General features: G+C 72.1%; 15 protein-coding genes. 7 read left to right on the top strand and 8 right to left on the bottom strand.

Annotated elements, in window-relative coordinates; translation table 11 throughout:
* Positions 1 to 99 precede the first annotated feature (99 nt).
* The 3 genes from ABZ934_RS28855 to ABZ934_RS28845 all read left to right on the top strand — a co-directional run bounded on the left by ABZ934_RS28855 (position 100) and on the right by ABZ934_RS28845 (position 3,611).
* Positions 100 to 636 carry an acyl-CoA thioesterase gene (locus tag ABZ934_RS28855; protein WP_361318686.1) on the top strand — a complete coding sequence of 179 codons (537 nt, stop codon included), beginning with the start codon at positions 100 to 102 and terminating at the stop codon, positions 634 to 636.
* A gap of 246 nt (positions 637 to 882) precedes the next feature.
* Complete coding sequence (locus ABZ934_RS28850) at positions 883 to 1,953, top strand: acyltransferase (RefSeq protein ID WP_361318684.1); 1,071 nt, start codon at positions 883 to 885, stop codon at positions 1,951 to 1,953.
* Positions 1,954 to 2,096: 143 nt separating this feature from the next.
* Positions 2,097 to 3,611 (top strand): glycosyltransferase family 39 protein, encoded by a 1,515-nt coding sequence (locus ABZ934_RS28845; protein WP_361318682.1) that lies wholly within the window; start codon positions 2,097 to 2,099, stop codon positions 3,609 to 3,611.
* Positions 3,612 to 3,633: 22 nt separating this feature from the next.
* Here the strand turns inward: ABZ934_RS28845 and ABZ934_RS28840 are convergent, their stop codons facing one another.
* Entirely contained in the window at positions 3,634 to 5,061 is a 1,428-nt protein-coding gene (locus ABZ934_RS28840; protein WP_361318680.1) for an LCP family protein, read from the bottom strand.
* A gap of 333 nt (positions 5,062 to 5,394) precedes the next feature.
* On the opposite strand from ABZ934_RS28840, the gene ABZ934_RS28835 reads away from it, so the two are divergent.
* Complete coding sequence (locus ABZ934_RS28835; RefSeq protein WP_361318678.1) at positions 5,395 to 6,444, top strand: glycosyltransferase family 2 protein; 1,050 nt, start codon at positions 5,395 to 5,397, stop codon at positions 6,442 to 6,444.
* 182 nt (positions 6,445 to 6,626) lie between these two features.
* Here the strand turns inward: ABZ934_RS28835 and ABZ934_RS28830 are convergent, their stop codons facing one another.
* From ABZ934_RS28830 to ABZ934_RS28815, 4 genes are all read right to left on the bottom strand, one after another.
* The gene (locus tag ABZ934_RS28830) at positions 6,627 to 8,141 is read right to left on the bottom strand and encodes an LCP family protein (protein ID WP_361318754.1); all 1,515 of its coding nucleotides are present in this window, start codon (positions 8,139 to 8,141) and stop codon (positions 6,627 to 6,629) included.
* A 300-nt stretch (positions 8,142 to 8,441) separates the two neighbouring features.
* A complete protein-coding gene (locus ABZ934_RS28825; RefSeq protein ID WP_361318676.1) occupies positions 8,442 to 10,187 on the bottom strand; it encodes an LCP family protein in 1,746 nt (581 codons plus the stop codon).
* 223 nt (positions 10,188 to 10,410) lie between these two features.
* The gene (locus ABZ934_RS28820; protein WP_361318674.1) at positions 10,411 to 11,565 is read right to left on the bottom strand and encodes an LCP family protein; all 1,155 of its coding nucleotides are present in this window, start codon (positions 11,563 to 11,565) and stop codon (positions 10,411 to 10,413) included.
* Between the two features lie 230 nt (positions 11,566 to 11,795).
* Entirely contained in the window at positions 11,796 to 12,545 is a 750-nt protein-coding gene (locus ABZ934_RS28815) for a TIGR03089 family protein (RefSeq protein ID WP_361318672.1), read from the bottom strand.
* A gap of 139 nt (positions 12,546 to 12,684) precedes the next feature.
* On the opposite strand from ABZ934_RS28815, the gene ABZ934_RS28810 reads away from it, so the two are divergent.
* Together ABZ934_RS28810 and ABZ934_RS28805 are read left to right on the top strand one after the other, a co-directional pair.
* Positions 12,685 to 14,133, top strand: a complete 1,449-nt coding sequence (locus tag ABZ934_RS28810) for a peptidoglycan recognition protein (protein WP_361318670.1) — start codon at positions 12,685 to 12,687, stop codon at positions 14,131 to 14,133.
* Positions 14,134 to 14,365: 232 nt separating this feature from the next.
* On the top strand, positions 14,366 to 15,361 hold the full coding sequence (locus ABZ934_RS28805; protein ID WP_361318668.1) for a DNA-3-methyladenine glycosylase 2 family protein: 996 nt from the start codon (positions 14,366 to 14,368) through the stop codon (positions 15,359 to 15,361).
* A gap of 51 nt (positions 15,362 to 15,412) precedes the next feature.
* On the opposite strand, the gene ABZ934_RS28800 is transcribed toward ABZ934_RS28805, so the two are convergent.
* The 3 genes from ABZ934_RS28800 to ABZ934_RS28790 are packed head-to-tail and all read right to left on the bottom strand — an operon-like array spanning position 15,413 to position 18,273.
* Positions 15,413 to 16,708: a coenzyme F420-0:L-glutamate ligase gene (locus ABZ934_RS28800; protein ID WP_361318666.1), complete on the bottom strand. Its 1,296-nt coding sequence runs from the start codon at positions 16,706 to 16,708 to the stop codon at positions 15,413 to 15,415.
* On the bottom strand, positions 16,705 to 17,664 hold the full coding sequence (gene cofD / locus ABZ934_RS28795; RefSeq protein WP_361318664.1) for a 2-phospho-L-lactate transferase: 960 nt from the start codon (positions 17,662 to 17,664) through the stop codon (positions 16,705 to 16,707). The genes ABZ934_RS28800 and cofD overlap by 4 nt, the downstream gene beginning before the upstream one ends.
* 42 nt (positions 17,665 to 17,706) lie before the next feature.
* Positions 17,707 to 18,273, bottom strand: a complete 567-nt coding sequence (locus ABZ934_RS28790) for a cysteine dioxygenase family protein (protein ID WP_361318662.1) — start codon at positions 18,271 to 18,273, stop codon at positions 17,707 to 17,709.
* A 640-nt stretch (positions 18,274 to 18,913) separates the two neighbouring features.
* Between ABZ934_RS28790 and ABZ934_RS28785 the strand changes: the two genes are divergently transcribed.
* Complete coding sequence (locus tag ABZ934_RS28785) at positions 18,914 to 19,177, top strand: WhiB family transcriptional regulator (protein ID WP_003983763.1); 264 nt, start codon at positions 18,914 to 18,916, stop codon at positions 19,175 to 19,177.
* The last annotated feature ends 156 nt before the right edge of the window (positions 19,178 to 19,333 follow it).

The raw sequence follows: 19,333 nt of genomic DNA, 5'->3' as shown, positions 1-19,333 counted from the left end.
AGGATGCCTTCCCGGGGGAGCCCGCCGACAGCCCGGTGGGCACTTCGTACCGGGGCTGTTGCAGAGCTGATGCCTGCGGTACGCATCTAAGGTGGCCGTATGACAGAGATAGCGGGCGAACTGCCGGGGAAGCCGATCTCGGCCTCCCGGACCACCCTCAGCCACATCATGACCGCCAACGACACGAACCTGCTGGGCACGGTGCACGGCGGGGTGATCATGAAGCTGGTGGACGACGCGGCGGGCGCGGTGGCCGGGCGCCACTCGGGCGGTCCCGCCGTCACCGCGTCCATGGACGAGATGGCGTTCCTCGCCCCCGTCCGGGTCGGCGACCTCGTCCACGTCAAGGCCCAGTGCAACTGGACCGGACGCACCTCCATGGAGATCGGCGTACGGGTCCTCGCCGAGCGCTGGAACGAATCCACCCCCGCCACCCAGGTCGGCAGCGCCTACCTCGTCTTCGCGGCGGTCGACGCCGAGGGCAAGCCCCGCCGGGTCCCGCCGGTCCTGCCCGAGACCGAGCAGGACGAGCGCCGCAACCAGGAGGCCCAGATCCGCCGCACCCACCGCCTCGCCCGCCGTCAGGCGATCATGGTGCTGCGCGAGGAAAGAGCCGCACAGGGGTTCGATGAGTGACGTCGCCCGCGTGTTTCGAGTCACGGATGCCCCGCCACGTCGTGCGGTGATGTGACCCGCCCGTAAGGTGTCGTCAGACGTCGGGGCATTCGCGCCAGGGGGACGACGTCGGATCCCGAGCCGGAAACGTTGCGGAGTCGAGCCCCTATGTCAGCACTGATAACACCCCCGCCCGCGCTGGGCGCCGTGCCGGCACAAACGGCCCGGCCGAACGCAGCCGGCGGGCGTCGCCCGCGACTCTACGTCTTGGACGGATTGCGCCTGATAGCCGCGTTGTCCGTGTTGTTCTTCCACTGGGCGGGCGTCAACATCCATCCGGAGGTGTGGGGCGCGCGCCCCGGGAAACTGATGCCTCTCTTCCACGCGTTCGCGTCCTACGGGTGGATGGGCGTCCAACTGTTCTTCCTCATCAGCGGCTTCGTCATCTGCATGTCGTGCTGGGGCCGGTCAGCCCGTGACTACTTCACCTCCCGGGTCGTGCGGCTCTACCCCGCCTACTGGGTCGGCGTCCTCATCACCGCCGTCGTGGTGAACTCGGCGTCCACCGTCCGTGCCGGTCGCAAGTCGATGAGCATCAGCGAGATTCTGACCAACCTCACGATGCTGGAGCGTCCGCTCGGCGTGACCGAGGCCGACGGCGTGTACTGGACGCTCTGGATCGAGCTCCGCTTCTACCTGCTCTTCGCGATCGTCGCGGTCATGGGACTGACCTACCGCCGAGTGCTGGCGTTCTGCGGGATCTGGATGATCCTGGCCGTGATCACGCCGAGCGTGGGCAGCGCGTTGATGGACACCCTCTTCATGCCGCAGGACGCGCCGTACTTCATCGCGGGCGTGGCCCTGTACCTCATCTACCGGTTCGGCGTGAACCCACTGCTGCTCGGAGTGGTCGTCTTCTCCTGGCTGGTCGCGCAGAACCGACTGCACTACACCGCGGGCTCCTACGAGTTCGAGGTGCACGGCAAACTCTCCTGGACGGTGATGGCCATCGTCTCCGGCGCGTGCTTCCTCGTCATGCTGGCGGCCGCGACGGGTGCCCTCAACTGGATCCGCTGGAAGGGGCTCACGGTGGCCGGCGCGCTCACCTACCCCGTGTACCTGCTCCACCAGGAGCTGGGCTGGGCGATGATCCGGTGGGGCCGCAACTACGACATACCACCCTTCCCGCTCCTGGGGCTGTGCCTGACCGTCATCCTGCTGCTCTCCTGGCTCGTCCACCGCTTCGCCGAGCGGCCGTTGTCGAACCTGCTCAAGCGCTTGCTGGACGGGGCGAAGGTCTCGCTGCCCAAGAGCGATCCGCCGGTCCGCTCCCGGTGACCCGGGCCGCCGAGCCGCGGCGGCGACCGGGTCAATTGGTTGCGTCCCCCGGGCCTGATCTACCCTGGCACGTCGAGCCCGGTCCGGATTCCCTTGCGCCGGCGCACCGCAGCCGTCCCGATGGACCCGGAAGGTACGAGCAGATGACGAGCAGGAGTACGGCTGCCATACCGGAGGCCGGCTCGGGGCACCGCGCGCCGCGGACGGCGGCGGGCAGGGCACGGGCACCGCGAGCGGCGCGCGTCGACTGGCTGTGGGCAGCCCTGCTGACCTTCGGCGTCGCCGTCACGGGCAGCGGCACCCCGCAGTTGTGGCGTGACGAACTCGCCAGTTGGAACGCCGCCATCCGCAGTACCGGCGACCTGGTGGCGATGCTGGGCCACGTGGACGCCGTCTCCGGCCTCTACTACCTGCTGCTGCACGGCTGGGTGTCCGTCTTCGGGGACTCCGCGACCATGCTGCGGATGCCCTCGGCGTTCGCCATGGCGGGGGCCGCCGCCTTCGTCGTCCTGACCGCCCGCACGCTCTTCGACCGCCGCACCGCCGTCTTCGCGGGCCTGCTCTTCGCCCTGCTCCCGTCGGTCTCCCGGTACGGGCAGGAGGCGCGGTCGTACGCCTTCGTCCTGCTGGCGGTCACCGCCGCCACCTGGCTGTTGATACGGGCGCTGGACCGCCCGACCCCGCGCCTCTGGGCCCCGTACGCCCTCGCGGTGGCCGCGGCCGGGCTGTTCCACATCGTCTCCCTGCTGTTCCTGCTGCCGCACGCGCTGATCGTGGTGCTGCGCTGGTGGCGGGACCGGCGCGGGCGCACCGTCGTCGCCTTCGCGGTGACGGCCGCCGTCGCCCTGGTGCCCGTGATCCCGCTGGTGCTGCTCGGACAGCGGCAGGTGGGCCGACAGATCAGTTGGATCAAGACGCCGCACCTGCGGAGCATCGCGGACATCTGGGACTCCCTCTTCGGCTCTCCGCTCGTCTCCCTCGCCATCGCGGCCCTGGCGCTGCTCCCGCTCGCGTGGAGCCGCGGCCGCCGGCCCGCCGTCGAACTCCTCTTGGTCGGCGCGGTTCCGATCGTGGCCGCCTGGGTGGTCTCGCAGGGCAGCACCTCGTACTTCATGGACCGCTACCTCCTCTTCACCGTGCCGGCCTGGGTGCTCGTCGCCGCCGCGGGCCTCGCGGCCCTGCGGCCCCGACCGCTCGGAGTGGCGGGTCTGGTCGCGGTGGTCCTGCTGGGCCTCCCCGACCAGCGGCAGCTCCGTACGGAGACGGTCAAGGCCGGCCGGGACGGGGAGGAGGCCGCGGCGGTCATCGCGAAGGGCTACCGGCCCGGTGACGGTTTCGTGCCGGTGCGGGGCACCGACAGCGTCTTCATGACCGACTTCCAGGTCGAGTACTTCCTGCCGCCGAAGGTCAAGCTCCGCGACGTGTTCGCCCAGCGCACCGCCGTCGCGAACGACGACCTGTTCCCGGTGGAGTGCGGGCAGCCCGAGAAGTGCCTCGGCACCACCCGGCGGGTGTGGGTGGTCACCTGGAGCGGGACGCAGAACCCGTACCACAAGCTCCCGAAGGAGCAGGCCGAGACGCTGGAAAAGCACTACAAGCTGGTCAAGAAGACCAAGGTCCACGGCCTCCAGGTGTCCCTGGTGGAACGCGTCCGGTAGCCGGCGCCGGCTACCGGACGGGCTACCGGCCGCAGTTCACCTGGTCGCCCGTGGCCACCGCGAAGCGGCCCTGGTAGGGGTCGTCCGCGCGGACCGGGACCACCTTCCGGTAGTCCGTGCCCGCCGTCACCAGGACGGTGCGGCCCTGGCCGGGTACGGCGCGCAGTTCGCTGCCCGGCAGCGCCGTCGCGACCGTGCGCGCCGAGCGGTCCCAGCGGGGGTCGTAAGTGATCACCGTGCGCTTGACGTCCCGGCGGACGGCGCCGCCGGGGCGGCCGGTGGTGTCGAAGCCGGTCGCGCGCAGCGCGGCGTCCACGCGGCCGCCGAGACCGTCGATCCGGGTGCCGTTCTCGACCTGGACCCGGATCTCGTCGGGCGGCACGTCGACCGCGACCGCCGCCGGAGGTCGGTTGCCGGACCGGTCGGGTTGCCCGGGCTGTCCCGGCTGCGCGGGCTGTCCCGGCTGTCCGGCGGGGGCGTCGACCAAGGGCCGGTCCTCGCGCAGCGACTCGAAGAGCTTGGCGGCCTTCGGCTCGTCCCACTTGACGGTCGAGCCGACCCCCTTGACCTCGTACGCGGTGTCCCCGACCGGCACCGAGGCGAACTCCGAGGAGGACGGGGTGAAGCCGCGCATCGCCTGCCCCAGCGCCAGCATCTGCTCCGAACCGAAGTCCCGGTCGGCCCGCACCGAGCCCAGCAGCGTCGAGCTGACCTGGTTGAACTTCACCGGGTTCAGCAGCACCCCGCTGCCGGTGGCCCGCTTGATCAGGGCGGCGACGAACCGCTGCTGGCGCTGCATCCGGCCGAGGTCCGCGGCGCCGTCGACGTGGCGCGAGCGTACGTACTGCAGGGCCTGGCCGCCGGTGAGGTGATGGGTGCCGGGCAGCAACTCCAGGCCGGTGTAGCTGTCGCGCATCGTCTTGGCGGTGCAGATCTCCACGCCGCCCACCGCGTCGACGGTCTTCATGAAACTGGTGAAGTCGACCTCCAGATAGTGGTCGATCTTCACCCGGGTCATGTTCTCCACGGTGCGCACGGTCAGGTTGGGGCCGCCCTCCGAGTACGCGGCGTTCAGCTTGATCGGGTGCGGCTTGTGCGCTTCGCCGGTGTTCTGGTCCTGGTGGGCGGGGACCTCCGCGTAGCTGTCCCGAGGCAGGCTGACCACGCTCGCGCGGTCCCGGTCGGCGGACAGGTGCACCAGCATGATCGTGTCGGTGCAGTGGCAGGGCGCCCCGCCGAGGCGGTACTCGCGCTTCTCCTCCGGCGTGATCTTGTCGCGGCCGTCGGTGCCGACGAGCAGGAAGTTCATCCCGTGCCCGGCCTGCGGGCGGTTCTTCATGTCCTTGAAGGGGTCCACCCGGTCGATCCCGGTGTCCAGACCGGTCATCACGGCGTGCCCGACGGCTCCGGAGGCCAGCACCACCAGCGCGAGGCCGCCCGCGAGCCGCACGCCCCACCGGGGCCGGTCCCCGGGGCGCCGGGCCTGGCCGGCAGCCCCGGCCCCACCCCCACCCCCACCCCCACCGCCGCGCAGCGTGCGCCGGGGCTGCCGTGGCCTGGCGGGACGGGTGGGACGGTGCGGCTGGGGCACGGGGGACACCTCCGCGGGGAACGGCAGGGACGAATGAGCCGATATCGGCGGGTATATCAGCTATGAGGGATTGGCTGATCGTCAGAACAGTAGGCCCATACGACCGGCGTCCGTCCGTACCGCTCGTCCGCCGCGCACCCGGTTCCCCCGTACGCGGTAACGTGACACCGATACCCGACCGTGAAGGACCACATGCCCGCCCAGCAGCCCGCAGTCTCGGTGATCATGCCGGTGCTCGACGAGGAACGTCACCTGCGTGACTCCGTCCGGCACATCCTCGCCCAGGAGTACACCGGCGAGATGGAGGTGGTGATCGCACTCGGGCCGTCCACGGACCGCACCGACGAGATCGCCGCCGAGCTCGTGCGTGAAACCGCGTCCGACGAACGCGCCCGCGTCCACACCGTGCCCAATCCCACCGGCCGCACCCCGGCCGCCCTCAACGCCGCCATCAAGGCATCACGTCACCCGATCGTGGTACGCGTGGACGGCCACGGCATGCTCTCCCCGAACTACATCGCCACCGCCGTCCGGCTCCTGGAGGAGACCGGCGCGCAGAACGTCGGCGGGATCATGCACGCCGAGGGCGAGAACGCCTGGGAGGACGCCGTCGCCGCCGCGATGACGTCGAGGATCGGCGTCGGCAACGCGGCCTTCCACACCGGTGGCGAGGCCGGCCCGGCCGAGACGGTCTACCTGGGCGTCTTCCGCCGCGAGGCGCTGGAGCGGCAGGGCGGCTACAACGAGGAGTTCATCCGCGCCCAGGACTGGGAGCTGAACTTCCGCATCCGCGAGGCCGGCGGGCTCATCTGGTTCTCGCCCGAGCTGAAGGTCCGGTACCGCCCGAGGCCCTCCGTACGGGCGCTCGCCAAGCAGTACAAGGACTACGGGCGCTGGCGCCGCGTCGTGGCCCGCTACCACTCGGGCTCCATCAACCTGCGCTACCTGGCCCCGCCCACCGCCGTCTGCGCCATCGCGGCCGGGCTGGTGGCGGGTGTCGCCCTCACTCCCTGGGCCCTCGCCGTCCCGGCGGGCTACCTCGCGGCGATCACCGGGGGCTCGATCCCGGCCGGCAAGGGGCTCTCCCTCAAGGCCCGGGCACAGATCCCGGTGGCCCTGGCCACCATGCACATGTGCTGGGGCTTCGGCTTCCTGACCAGCCCCCGCGCGCTGGCGGACAAGGTCATCGCCAGCCGCCGCCCGTCGGTGCCGAGCGACACCCCGTCAGGGGTCCGAACGTAGCGAACCGGACGGGAGCGCGCCGAAACGGCGCCCCCGTCCCGCGCACGCCCGTCCCACGTCCCGCGCGCCCGGATGCCCCGCACACGCCGCCCGACCGCGAAAACGTCGAAAGGGGTGGCCCGGTCCTTCACGGACCGGGCCACCCCTTTCGTCCTCCGTCGTCCGCCGGAGCGGCCCTCAGCTCACCAGCGGTAGGGCTTGTAGACGTCCATGCACTGCCCGCTGTCCGCGCCGTTGATCGCCTCGGCCGTGTCCGGGACCGACCCGGCCGCCGGCGGAGCCTGCTGCGGGTACGCCGTCCCCTCCCGCCAGTCGGCGCCGACGATCAGCGTGATCCGGGAGACGTCGGCCGACTGCTGCACCGCACTCGTGGGGATGCCGAGCGCCGCCGCGACGCTCTGCGCCTCGTCGACCAGGTCCGCGCTCGGGTAGCGGACCACGGTGGTCTTCTCCGGGATCAGCGCGCTGTCCGCCTTGGCCCCGGTGAAGCCCTTGCCGACCAGCGCCCCGGCGACCACCGAGGCCCGCTGCGGCGCGAGCGGCATCCCGGCGGCCGTGCCGTTGACCACGTGCACGGTGATCTTGTCGGGCGTGGTGACCGGCTGCTTCGACGCGTCACCACCCGCCGTCGGCCCGCTCGGCACGCCGGCCGGCTCGCTCGGCTGCGGACTCGGGGAAGCCTGCGGAGCGCCGTTCTTGTCGAAGGCCACGTCCTTGCGGACCATCGTCCACAGCTTGCCTGCGTCGGTCGGGTTGACGATCAGCCGGTCCCGGTCCCCCGGGTCCTGGAACGTCGGCATCGTCGTCATCGTGATGCGGTTCACCGGTACGTCCTTGAGCTGCATCGTCAGGTTGAACAGCTTCTTGACCGAGCCGATCTCCTCGGAGACCTCCAGTGCCTTCGTGCCGGCCTCCGCCAGGGCCGTGATCCGGCCGACGTCGGTGAAGGCGTTCTGGCTCTTCAGCTCCCGCATCATCGAGTTCATGTACATGTGCTGCGCCTGCGCCCGGCCCAGGTCGCTGCTGAACGCGTGCCGGGTGCGCAGCCACTGGAGCGCCTGCTCGCCCTTGATCTTGGTGACGCCCGCCCTCAGTTTGAGGCCGGAGCCGCCGTTGGAGGTGGGCAGCGGGCGGTCCCAGACGTTGTCCTTCACGCAGACGTCGACGCCGCCGATCGCGTCCGCCATCTGCACGACCCCGGAGAAGTCGATCATCATCCAGTGGTCGATGTAGATGTTGGTCAGCTTCTCCCAGGTCGCCAGGGTGCAGCCGGGGCCGCCGCGCCCGAGGGATTCGTTGATCATGGCGTGGGTCTTCTTGAACTTCTCGCCGGTCTTCGGGTCCGTGCACTCGGGTATGTCCACCACGGTGTCGCGCGGAACGCTGACCACCGAGGCGTTCTGCCGGTCGGCGGAGACGTGCAGCAGCATCTGCACGTCGGCGAGCGGAGGCGCCCCGATGCTGTCCCGGCTGCCGCCGAGTTCCACGTTCTCCGGCTTGTTCCGGCTGTCCGAGCCGAGCAGCAGGATGTTCAGCGGGCGCTGGCCCTTGGCGTTCGCCTCGGTCTTGGCCACGCCGCTGTCGCCGCTGAGCCGCTGGCCGCTGCGGATGTTGCCGTCGAGGTGCCGGTAGTAGAGGTACCCGGCCCCCGACGTGGCGAGGATCAGGAACGCCAGGATCGAGGCCCCCCAGAACAGCGCGCGCCGCCGGCGCCTGCGGACGGGCCGTCCGCGGCCGCCGGGGGGCCGGGCCCCCGCGGAGCCCGACCGCGGTGGGGGCACGACGCCGGTCGCGCCCGCACCGCCACCGGGTATGCCGCCGCCGGTGGCCTGGTCGGGCGCCCCCTCCCCACGCACGCTGCTGTGCCTCACGCGTCCCCCCTCAAGATCACAATGGTCGGTACGGTGCCGGTCCTACCGGCTACCGGCCGTCATACGCCCGGTCGGTGACGGGCGGGGCGGCTGACCGCCGCCCCCGGGCGCCCCCGGGCGTCCGCGCTACTTGGCGCAGATCGCCTTGTCGGCCTCTACCCGTTGGAGCCCCTCGGGCGCCTGTTCCGGTACGGGGCCCGAGATCGGGACACCCGGCTCCTTGAAGTCGGCGCCGAGCGTCAACTTCATCGGCGTGCGTGGCGCGGCGTCGGCCGGGCCCACCTTGAGGGCCGAACCGACGAGCCCCATCATGTCCGCCAGCGCCCGAGCCTGGTCGGCCTGGTTGGGCGCGTACTCCAACTGTGTGGTGTCGACCTTCGCCGGGGCGTTCCCGAGGTTGCTGGCCTTGCCCACGCCCTTGGTGTTCTGCAGCCAGGTCAAGGTGGTGGACGCCGAACCGGCGGGGCCGCCTCCGTTGAGGACGTTCACCCGGACGTCCGCCGCGGGCGCGCGATTGCCCTGGAGCTGCGCGTCCTGCTTGTTCTTGGCGTCCTGCGCCGCCGCCTTCTCCTTCTGCTCGACCTCCGTGAGCGAGACGTCGCCCCGGATCATCCGCAGCAGCGGATCGGCCTGCGAGGGGTTCAGCACGACGGTGATGTGCTTGCCCTGGGGATCGTTCGGGTTGTCGAGCACCGGCAGCGTCGTGAAGGTGATGTTCTTGAGGTTCATGCTCTTCAGCTCGCCCGCCAGCGCGGTGAGCTGCCCGATGGACCCTATGCCCTGGTCCACGCTCAGCGACTTGGTGGCCGCCTCGGCGAGGGAGAGGAACTTCTTCGGACTGGTCAGCGTCTCCTTGGACTTCATCTCGCGCATCATCGAACCGAGGAACTGCTGCTGCGTCTTGATGCGGTCCAGGTCGCTCTCGTTGCCGAAGGCGTGCCGGGTACGTACGAAGGCCAGGGCCTGCTCGCCCTGCAGCCGGCTCTCGCCCGCCGGGAGGTCGAGTTTGGAGTCCTTGTCGTGGACGGCCTTCTCCACGCAGACCGGGACGCCGCCGACGGCCGTGCTCAGGTTCTTCACCGCGTTGAAGTCGACCATCATGAAGTGGTCGACCTGGATCCCGGTGATCTGCTGGACCGTGCGCATCGTGCAGCCCGGGTCGCGACCTTCCTGGCCCAGGCTCTCGTTGAACCGGGTCGCGCGCTGGCCGGGAACGTTCTTGACGGAGCCGTCCGGCTGCTTCGTCGGGCACACCGGGATGGTGGTGATCAGGTCGCGCGGGATGGACAGCGCCGTCGCGTTGCTGCGGTCCTTGGAGACGTGGAACAGGATGGTGGTGTCCGCGTGGCCGACGCTGTTCGGGTCCCCGTAGCCCTCGTTGCCCTCGCCGCTGCGCTTGTCCGTGCCGATGACGAGGATGTTGATGGGCTGGTCCTTCTTGAAACCGCCCGTGCCCGCGGAACCGGTGTCGATGACGTTCAGGTTGCCGTTGAGGTGCTCGTAGTACAGGTACGCGCCGAGCGAGCCGGCGACGAGCACGAACGCGAGCGTCCCGCCGCCGATGACCAGCGCCTTCCGGCCCCGGAACGGGCGCTTCCCGCCGCTCCCGCCGCCCTTGCGGGAGCGCCCGGGTCGCCGTCCGCCGCCCCCGGGGGGAGCGTCGCCACGCCGCGGCCCCGGCACCGCCGGGGCCGCAGGGGAGGTGACGCGGGGAGCCGTACGCGAAGTGCGCGCTCTGCGGGGGGTGGCGACGGACGGCTGCTGCGCAGCGGAATCGCCCAGTCGCAGTTCGTAGTTGCCGGTGCGGGGGTTGAGAACCCACTGGTCAGCGGGGTCGATTTCGTCCGCCCGCCCACGGCTTTGCGCATCCACGGTTGCTCGAATCCTCCGTCGGTGCCTCGCGACGCGCCTCCCCCAAGGCGCACGGTCAACGTCCGGCTGCTGGTGCCCGGCGTCCTTAGCGGCCTGGGCACCGGATCGCTCACCTTATCCGGCCATGTCGACCTCAAACCATGGCGGTGACAAAACCCACCCCCCGCATAACGTGCCAAACCGCCCAACCGGAGCGGTTGGACCGCCTGCCTTTTGGATTGCTTTACCGGCAGTCGGGAGTGTCCGCCGTGGTGCCGGTGAAAGTGGGGACGGGCGAGGGGGGCGCGTCTGTTGCGGTGAGCCACGGATAGCGGGTCCGCGGCCCGTCCGTGGAGGACGGTCCCGCAGGGGGTTGTGAGGCGGTCGGCGAGGGCGGGGTGACCGTCAGCGGCCGATCCGTCCGCAGTTGGAGGAACAGCCGAGTCGCGTCCGGTTCAACCAGTTCGTCCCGGTTCGGGTCGGCGGCGTACGGGCGGCGCGGCACCGTGAGGAACCGGACCTGGTCCGTCGGGATGTCCCGCACCCCCCGCACGAGTTCGTACAACCCGCGCAGCGAGGCCAACCCCGGGTCGGTGGTCACCGAGGACGTCGCCGCGTCCAGTAGCGGATAGAGCCGCCCCGGGTTCAACAACACCCCGTTGCTCTGCACCTTCTTCACCAGGGCGGCGAGGAACTGCTGCTGGCGCCGCATCCGTTCGGTGTCACTGCCGTCGCCCACGCTGTAGCGGGCACGGACGAAACCGAGGGCCTGCTCCCCGTGCAGCATTTGACGCCCGGCGGGCAGCCGCAGCTTGGCCTCCGCATCGTCCATCGGCTGCTTGAGGCAGACCTCCACCCCGCCCACCGCGTCCACCATCTTCTTGAACCCGCCGAAGTCCAACACCATGTGGTGGTCGATCCTGATCCCGGACAGCTTCTCCACCGTACGGATCGTGCAGGCGGCCCCGCCCCACTGGTACGCCCAGTTGAACTGCGCCCGCTGCTCCTCGGTGCGGCTCCCGTCCGTCGTCAGGCAGCCCGGGATCTCCGTCACCAGGTCACGGGGTATCGACACCGCCGTCACGCTCTTCCGGTCCGCGGGCAGGTGCAGCAGGATCGCGGTGTCCGAGCGCTGGCTGCCCTTGTCCTGACCGTAGCGGGCGTTGTCCTTGCCCGAACGGGTGTCCGAGCCGATGATCAGGATGTTCTGGGCGCCGTTGGTGAGGTGCGCCGGGCGCTCGCGGTCGTAGCGCTCCAGCTCGGCGACGGCGGAGGTGTCCTCCCGGATGTTGCCCTCCAGCTTCCGGTACAGCCACCACCCGGCGGCCGCCCCCGCCAGCACCAGCAGGGCCAGCCCGAGGGCGATCCAGCGCAGCAGCCGGCGCCGGTGGCCGCGCACAGGCGTGGGAACGCCTCCGCCCGCTCCAGTGCCGCCCGGTATGCCCGCGCTGTCCCTCACTTCCGTACCGTCCCCTCACCCGTACCGGTCGGCCGCACGGGTGGGTACGGCCTGTGCCGATCCTGCCCCCGGGCGGCCGGGGCGGCCCGGGGGCAGGCCCCTGTAAAGGGCCGTGCGGGTGACAAATCGCGGGAGTGGGCAGGGAGCGGGGCGTTGCGGTCGGGCTCCGGTCAGCCGGTGTGCGTGACCCGCTCGCTCTCGACCCGCTGCGCCAGCCCGGCCTCCGGCAAGCGGTCGAGGTTCCGGCACAGCACCACCGAACCACCCGAGGCGAGGGCGGCGAACAGCCCCGCCGAGAGCCCCTCCCAGGTGTCGTAGCCCAGCCCCGACAGCACCCGCGAGCCCTCGCCGAGCCCCCGCTCCGCCGCGTCCTCGCCGGCCCGGGCGACGACCTGGGCGTACGAGAGCTCCTCGCCGCCCACCACCAACCCGGGGGCGTCCGCGTCGACGGGCTGGAACGGCGCGAACCGGTCGCCCTGCCCCGGCACCTCCACCGCGTAGTCAGCGAACCCGGCCGGCGGCTGCGGGAAGCGCCCGCCCAGCGGCCGCAGCGCCAGCGCCACCCGCTCCCCGGTGCAGGCGGCGGCCGCCTCCAGGGTGTCCGGGCCGCTCACCACCACGTCGGCCGCGGCCGGGTCCCCGCCCACCTCGGCGACGACCCCGACGGAGGCACAGGCGAGCAGCCAGACCGCGCTCTGCCAGTGCGCCGGGAGCAGCAGCGCGAGCCGGGTCCCCGGCTCGGCGCCCAGGTCGCCCTGGAGCAGGTTGGCGGTCTTGGCCACCCAATTGGCGAAGGTGGCGACGGACAATTCGACGCGCTCGCCCGTGGCGTCGTCGTAGAAGGTGACGAGCGGGCGGCCCGGATCGGCGGCGAGCGCGGATCGCAGCAGGTCGGCAGGGGTGCGGTCAGTGGCGTTCACCCGCCCCAGCGTACGCGGCACGCTCCGCCGTACGGCGGCCCGCGGCTCCCCCGTACAGGGGAGGGGTATCCGCGTTTCAGCGGACGGGGCGTCAGTTCCCCGATGGCGGTTCGTGGTGTGCGTGCCCAGCATCTTTTCCATGCGTGGATTCCTTGCTTCCTCGATCGGCGTCGCGACGGCTGCCGCACTGGCCCTGCCGCTCGCGCTGACCACTCCGGCCCTGGCGGTCGTGCCCGGCGGCGCGACCGTCCCCGTGAACCCAGCCGGGTCCACCCAGTCGCTGCCGTTGGTCCCCCTGGGGCCGACGGCGGACCGCACGCCCGGCGTCCCCGGCATGAGCGCCGCCCCCCGCCTGCCCGAGACACGCGGCCTGACCGCACGCGAGGTCAATACGTTCTCGCTGGTCGGCGTCGTCTGGGACGACGCGAACACCCGGCTCCTCGGCCGGGTCCAGGTCCGTACCCGCTCCGCCCGGACGGCGACCTGGTCCGACTGGCAGGACGTCGAGACCCACAACGGCGAACACGCGGCCGACCCCGAAGCGGCCGAACGCGGCTCCGGACGCGTCCGCGGCAGCACCGCCCCGCTGTGGGTCGGCGAGTCCGACGGGGTGGAGGTCCGGGTCCGGGCCGAACCGGGCACCCGGTCCGCCGCCGCCCCGCTGCCGTCGGGCATGCGGCTGGAACTCGTCGACCCCGGCACGCAGAGCCGTACGACCTCCGCCACGACCGTCACCGACGGCAAGAACCCCGACAAGGCCTCCGGCCGCGAGGCGACGGGGCCGCGGGACGACGACAAGGACGACGACAAGGGGGACGGGGAACTGGCCCCCGGCATGACCATGGAGATGGCGGAGTCCTCCTCCGCGAACCTCCCGTTGGCCGCGCTGGGAGCCGACGAGATCACCGAGCTGAACAAGGCCGACTCCACCGCCGACGCGATCGCAGCCAGTGACGGCAGCCTCAGCGCCGCCGCCCGGCCCTACATCGGGCCGAGGCCCCGGATCGTCACCCGCAAGGGGTGGGGCGCGGACGAGAGCCTGCGCGAGTCGGGCTTCGTGTACACGAACACGGTGAAGGCGGCGTTCGTCCACCACACGGCCTCCGGCAACAACTACGCCTGTGAGGACGCCCCGTCGGTGCTGCGCAGCCTGTACCGCTACCACGTGCTCAGCGAGGGGTGGCGTGACATCGGCTACAACTTCGCCGTCGACAAGTGCGGCACGGTGTACGAGGGCCGGGCGGGCGGGGTCGCCAAGCCGGTGCTCGGCGCGCACACCATGGGCTTCAACACGAACAGCATGGGCGTCGCCGTGATCGGCACCTTCACCTCCACGGCCCCGCCGGCGGCGGCGGTACGGGCGGTGGCCGGCCTGACGGCGTGGAAGCTCGGCCTCTTCGGCGTGGACCCCCGTGCGAAGACGACCCTCACCTCGGGCGGCGGCAACCGGTACGAGAAGGGCACCAAGGTCCGGATGAACGTCATCTCGGGCCACCGCGACGGCTTCGCCACGGAATGCCCGGGCCGCCTCCTCTACAACCAACTCCCCCCGACCCGCACCACCTCGGCCAAACTCCAGGGCCGCTGACGCACCGACTCCGCCGACCACCCCGGCCCCGCCGATACCGGGGGCGCGGGGTGCGGGGCGAAGCCCCGGAAGCCCGGCGCAGCCGGGGCCGCGCGCGCCGACGGCGCCGCACCCGGCCCCGGGATCCCGCCGCGCCCAGGTCCGGGCGCCGCACCCGGCCCCGGCCCCGCCCTCCCGGGCCCCCCGCCCCGGCTCTGGCTCGGGCCCCCCGCCCCCGGGATAGGCTCAAGGCGTGGCCGGCCGCTTCGATCCCCTCACCCCCACCGCAGCCCGCGGCGGCCGCACCGGTGTGCCCACCGGCCCCGGCCGCCGGGCCGGAGCCGGCGCGCGCAGCCGCGTCTGGGCCCCGCCCGGCCCCCTCGACCTCGGCCTCACCCTCGGCCCCCTGCGCCGCGGCCCCGCCGACCCCACCTTCCGCACCACCCCCGACGGCTCCGTCTGGAAGACCAGCCGCACCCCCGACGGCCCCGCCACTCTCCGCGTGGCCGCCGCCGCCCACGAGGTGCACGCCGAGGCGTGGGGCCCCGGCGCGGCCTGGGCCCTCGACACCCTTCCCGCCCTGCTCGGCGCCGACGACGACCCCGCCGCCTTCGTCCCCCGCCACCGCCTCGTGCACACCAGCCACCGCCGCCGTCCCGGCCTGCGCCTGACCCGCACCGGCCTGGTCCTGGAGTCCCTCGTCCCGACCGTGCTGGAGCAGAAGGTCACCGCCGACGAGGCGTACCGCGCCTGGCGCCGCCTGGTCCGCCAGTACGGCGAGCCCGCCCCCGGCCCGCGCCAGGACCTGTACGTGATGCCCTCGGCCCGCACCTGGACCCTGATCCCCTCCTGGGACTGGCACAAGGCGGGCGTCGACATGAAGCGCTCCGCCACCATCCTGCGCGCCGCCCGCGTCGCGAACCGGCTGGAGGAGGCCGCGACCATGGAACCCCTCGCGGCCGCGCGCCGCCTGGAGGCCGTCCCCGGCATCGGGCCCTGGACCTCCGCCGAGACCCTCCAGCGCAGCAACGGCGCCCCCGACGCCGTCACCACCGGGGACCTCCACCTGCCCGGCATCATCGGCTTCGCGCTCGCCGGGGACCGGGACGCCGACGACGCCGCCATGCTGGAGCTCCTCGCCCCGTACGCGGGCCAGCGCCACCGCGCCGCCCGCCTCGTCCTCCTCGCCGGGCACGCCCCTCCCCGCCGGGCCCCGCGCATGTACCGCACGGACATCGGCAAGCTGTAGCGCGGCTCGCCGGACCGGGCCGTTCACCGGACCTCGACGAACGGCGGCCGTTCACCGGACCTCGACGAACGCCTCCGCGTCCCGCGCCGGCCGCTCCGCCGGAGCCGCCGCCGGGTGGCCCACCGCCACGGTCCCCATCGGGTCCCACCCCTCGGGCAGCCCCAACACCTTGCGCACCACGTCCCGGCAGAACATCGTCGAGGACACCCACGCCGAGCCCAGCCGCTCCCCGGCCAGCGCGACCAGGAAGTTCTGCACGCCCGCGCCCATGGCGACCACGAACATCTCGCGCTCCGCCGCGTCCCGCCGGGCGTGCCCGTAGTCGTGCGCGCCGTCCGTCACCATGCACGGCACCACCAGGTAGGGGGCGTCGCGCAGTACGTCCCCGCGCCGCACCCGCTTGGCGATGGACTCCTCGGGCTTCCCGTCCCGCCGCAGGTCGGCGATCCACGCGTCCCGCATCGCGTCGAGCAGTTCCACCCGCGCGGCGGCCGACTCCAGCAGCACGAACCGCCACGGCGTCGTGTGGTGCGGCGCCGGGGCCGTCACCGCCGCCGCCACCGCCCGGCGGACCGCGCCCGGGTCCACCGGGGCGTCCGTGAACGCCCGCACCGTGCGGCGCCTCGTCACGGCCTCCCGTACCGCCTCCGACGTGCCGAGCCGGAACATGTCGTCGTCCGCCGCCCGGACCAGGTCAGCCGCCGAGGACCCCTCGCCCAGCAGGTGCGGCAGTCCCCGGACGACGGCCACCGGCAGGCCGGCCGCCTTGCCCTTGACGAGGTCACCGGCCGCGGCGAGTTCGTCCGCCGTGGCGACGACCGTCGCGCTCAGCGGGTTGCCGTGCGCGTCGAAGCCGCCCCGCAGGTCGTCCAGTACGCGCACTCCGGCCGCGCCGATCGCCACGTCCGTCAATCCGCTGCGCCAAGGCCGCCCGAAGGTGTCCGTCACGATGACGCCGACATCCACCGCGAGCGCCTTCCGCAGCCCCTCGCGGATCGCCGCCGCCGAGGCGTCCGGGTCCTCGGGGAGGAGCAGCACCGTCCCGGGTTCCGTGTTGGAGGCGTCCACGCCGGCGGCGGCCATCACCAGTCCGCGCCGGTCCTCGACGATCCGCAGGGCGCCCCGGCGGGCGACGACCCGTACCGTCTCGGCGTCTATCGCCTCCTCGCGGGAATCGGCCCGTACGATCCGACCCTCCGCCTTGGACACGATCTTCGAGGTGACCAGCAGCACGTCGCCGTCCCGCAGTCCCGGTTCCGCGGCGGCGATCAGCCGGGCGAGGTCGTCGCCGGGCCGGACCTCCGGAATGCCGGGGACCGCACGCACCTCGTACGAGGGGGCACTCACCGGGACGCCTCCGCCAGCTCCAGCGCCGCCCGGGCCATCTCGGCCGTGGCGGCGGTGTCGGTCATCATCAGCGGTACCGCGCGGCAGGTGATCCCCGCGGCCTCCACCTCCGCGACGGCGTCCGCGTCGGCGGTGTCGACGAGCCAGCCGTCGAGCAGTCCCGTCCCGTAGTGCAGGGCGACCGCCGCGGCGGTCGACTCGACGCCGACCGCGGCCAGCACCTTGTCCGCCATCCCGCGCACGGGGGCGCCCCCGACGATGGGGGAGAGGCCGACGACCGGCGCGTCGGCGGCGGCCACGGCCTCCCGGATGCCGGGCACGGCGAGGATGGTGCCCACGGACACGACGGGGTTGGACGGCGGGAAGAGGATCACGTCGGCGGCCGCGATGGCCTCCAGCACGCCGGGTGCGGGCTTGGCCTGCTCGGCGCCGACCGGCACCACGGCCTCCGCGTCGACCGAGGCGCGCATCCGGACCCAGTACTCCTGGAAGTGGACGACCCTGCGTTCGCCGGTCTCGGGATCGGTGAGGGCGACGTGCGTCTCGACGCGGTCGTCGGACATGGGCAGCAGCCGTACACCGGGCCGCCAGCGGTCGCAGAGGGCCTCGGTGACGGCACTGAGCGGGTAGCCCGCACCGAGCATCTGCGTACGGACGATGTGGGTCGCGAAGTCGCGGTCGCCGAGGCCGAACCAGGTGGGACCGACCCCGTACGCCGCGAGTTCCTCCTTGACGGTGAAGGACTCTTCGGTGCGGCCCCAGCCCTGGTCCTCGTTGATGCCACCACCGAGGGTGTACATCACCGTGTCCAGATCGGGGCACACCTTGAGCCCGAACAGGTGAATGTCGTCACCGGTGTTGCCGATGACCGTGATGTCCGCTTCGGGGACGGCGGACTTGAGTCCGCGGAGGAAACGGGCGCCGCCGATACCGCCGGCCAGAACAACAATGCGCATGCAGCGCAGTCTGTCAGGCGCCGCCGCCCACGGGCGGGCCGGTCAGACGGACAGCGACGCGGGCCGGGCCTCGGGCCGCGCCGGGGAGCAGCTGTGCATGGGCATCTCGGTCAGGCCGGGGAAGTAGACGTGCAGGCTGACGGCCCCGTCGAGGGTGTCGTTGACGACCTCGTGGGCGTAGCCGGGGGCGAAGACGCGCTGGGCGCCGGCGGCGAGGGTGAGCGGGCCGCGCGGGCCGTGCTCGGTGAGCTCGCCCTCCAGGACGGTCAGGATGCCGGAGGAGTCGCCGTGGTCGTGGAGGCCGCTGCCCTGCCCGGGGACCCAGCTGAGCAGCCACACCTCGTAGCCGGGGCCGGTGCGCAGGCGGTGGTACCAGCGGGTGGTGGCGTCGTAGCGGACCAGGTGCTCCCACTGGGTGCGGTCGGCCGCGACGGAACGGGCGAGGCCCACGAACTCGGCGACGGTGGCCGGGTGTTCGCGGGCGGGCTGGAGCAGGTGCGGTACGGAGAGGATGTCGCCGGCGATCTGGAGGTCGCTCTCGACCACGGCGGGTGCGGCGGTCCGCGGGGCGCTGGGCCGGAGGGCGCTGGTCTGGGGGGTGCTGTTCATCGGGGGAGTCCTCGACGGATGTCAGTCGTGCTGGCGGTCGCTGTTGGGGGAGCCGGTCGCTCTGGGAGCCGGGGCTCCGGAGGCATCAACAGCAGCAACAGCGACAGCGAACCTGGGCAGCGCACAGGAACCCACGAATGGGGGTCCGGGTGGCGGCTGCGGGCGCTGACATGCGTACAAGGAGAACGGGCCGAGGGCCGGACTGTCAACCCAATGTCGGAAATGGTCGAAAAGATTCACCTCATCCGGTTACCGCGTGCGGAGAAAGGTTTGTGCAGTCCCGACCAGGGCATGTGGCGCTGGGTATGGCCCTTCCGCACGACCTCAAACCTCATGGCGTCACTCGTGACCGGAATGTGATCCGCGCCGCATCTTCGGCCGGATCGCAACCACACGCCGGAGTGACGCGTGGGCTACGAGTGCGGGCGGTGGCTTCGCGGCACCTATGGCATGTGTCACGATTTTTGGCGATATGAACACTTAGTGCATTCGCTTGGTTCCGCAGAGTGAATAAGGGGCCCAATAGCAGACCCCGGCTTGACTGCGCCGGAGCCACGCACTTGTAATTTCACTCGTGTCGTTACGTAGCGATCAGTAACGACAACACCACGGGGACGCACAGACAGAGCGAGGGGCGCACATGACCGAGCTGTTTCAGGAACTGCTGGTCGAGGAGGCGGACGAGGAGCTCGGATGGCAGGAGCGCGCTCTGTGCGCCCAGACCGACCCCGAATCCTTCTTTCCCGAGAAGGGCGGCTCCACCCGCGAAGCCAAGAAGGTCTGCCTCGCCTGCGAGGTCCGCTCCGAATGCCTTGAGTACGCCCTCGCCAACGACGAGCGATTCGGCATCTGGGGCGGCCTCTCCGAGCGGGAGCGCCGCCGCCTGAAGAAGGCAGCCGTCTGAGCCGCTCCACGCCCGGACGGACACACCCGACCGCATAGCGAACCAAGCCAACGGTCCGCCTCCCGCACCTTCCCCGCAGGAGGCGGACCGGTGTGTTCCCAGCCGTTAGTGTGGGGCGCTGTCCAGCAGCCTCCGAGGGCACACCACCCCCGGACC

Origin of the sequence: Streptomyces sp. NPDC046557 (assembly GCF_040645975.1) — a bacterium.
Classification (GTDB): domain Bacteria; phylum Actinomycetota; class Actinomycetes; order Streptomycetales; family Streptomycetaceae; genus Streptomyces.
The sequence above is the reverse complement of the archived record's forward strand: the minus strand, read 5'-3'. Positions and strand labels throughout refer to the sequence as shown.

Excerpts from the sequence above, each read along its gene's own strand:
- ABZ934_RS28855 (WP_361318686.1), top strand. The coding sequence starts at position 100 with ATGACAGAGATAGCGGGCGAACTGCCGGGGAAGCCGATCTCGGCCTCC.
- ABZ934_RS28845 (WP_361318682.1), top strand. The coding sequence starts at position 2,097 with ATGACGAGCAGGAGTACGGCTGCCATACCGGAGGCCGGCTCGGGGCAC.
- ABZ934_RS28835 (WP_361318678.1), top strand. The coding sequence starts at position 5,395 with ATGCCCGCCCAGCAGCCCGCAGTCTCGGTGATCATGCCGGTGCTCGAC.
- ABZ934_RS28810 (WP_361318670.1), top strand. The coding sequence starts at position 12,685 with ATGCGTGGATTCCTTGCTTCCTCGATCGGCGTCGCGACGGCTGCCGCA.
- cofD (WP_361318664.1), bottom strand. The coding sequence starts at position 17,664 with ATGCGCATTGTTGTTCTGGCCGGCGGTATCGGCGGCGCCCGTTTCCTC.
- ABZ934_RS28790 (WP_361318662.1), bottom strand. The coding sequence starts at position 18,273 with ATGAACAGCACCCCCCAGACCAGCGCCCTCCGGCCCAGCGCCCCGCGG.
- ABZ934_RS28785 (WP_003983763.1), top strand. The coding sequence starts at position 18,914 with ATGACCGAGCTGTTTCAGGAACTGCTGGTCGAGGAGGCGGACGAGGAG.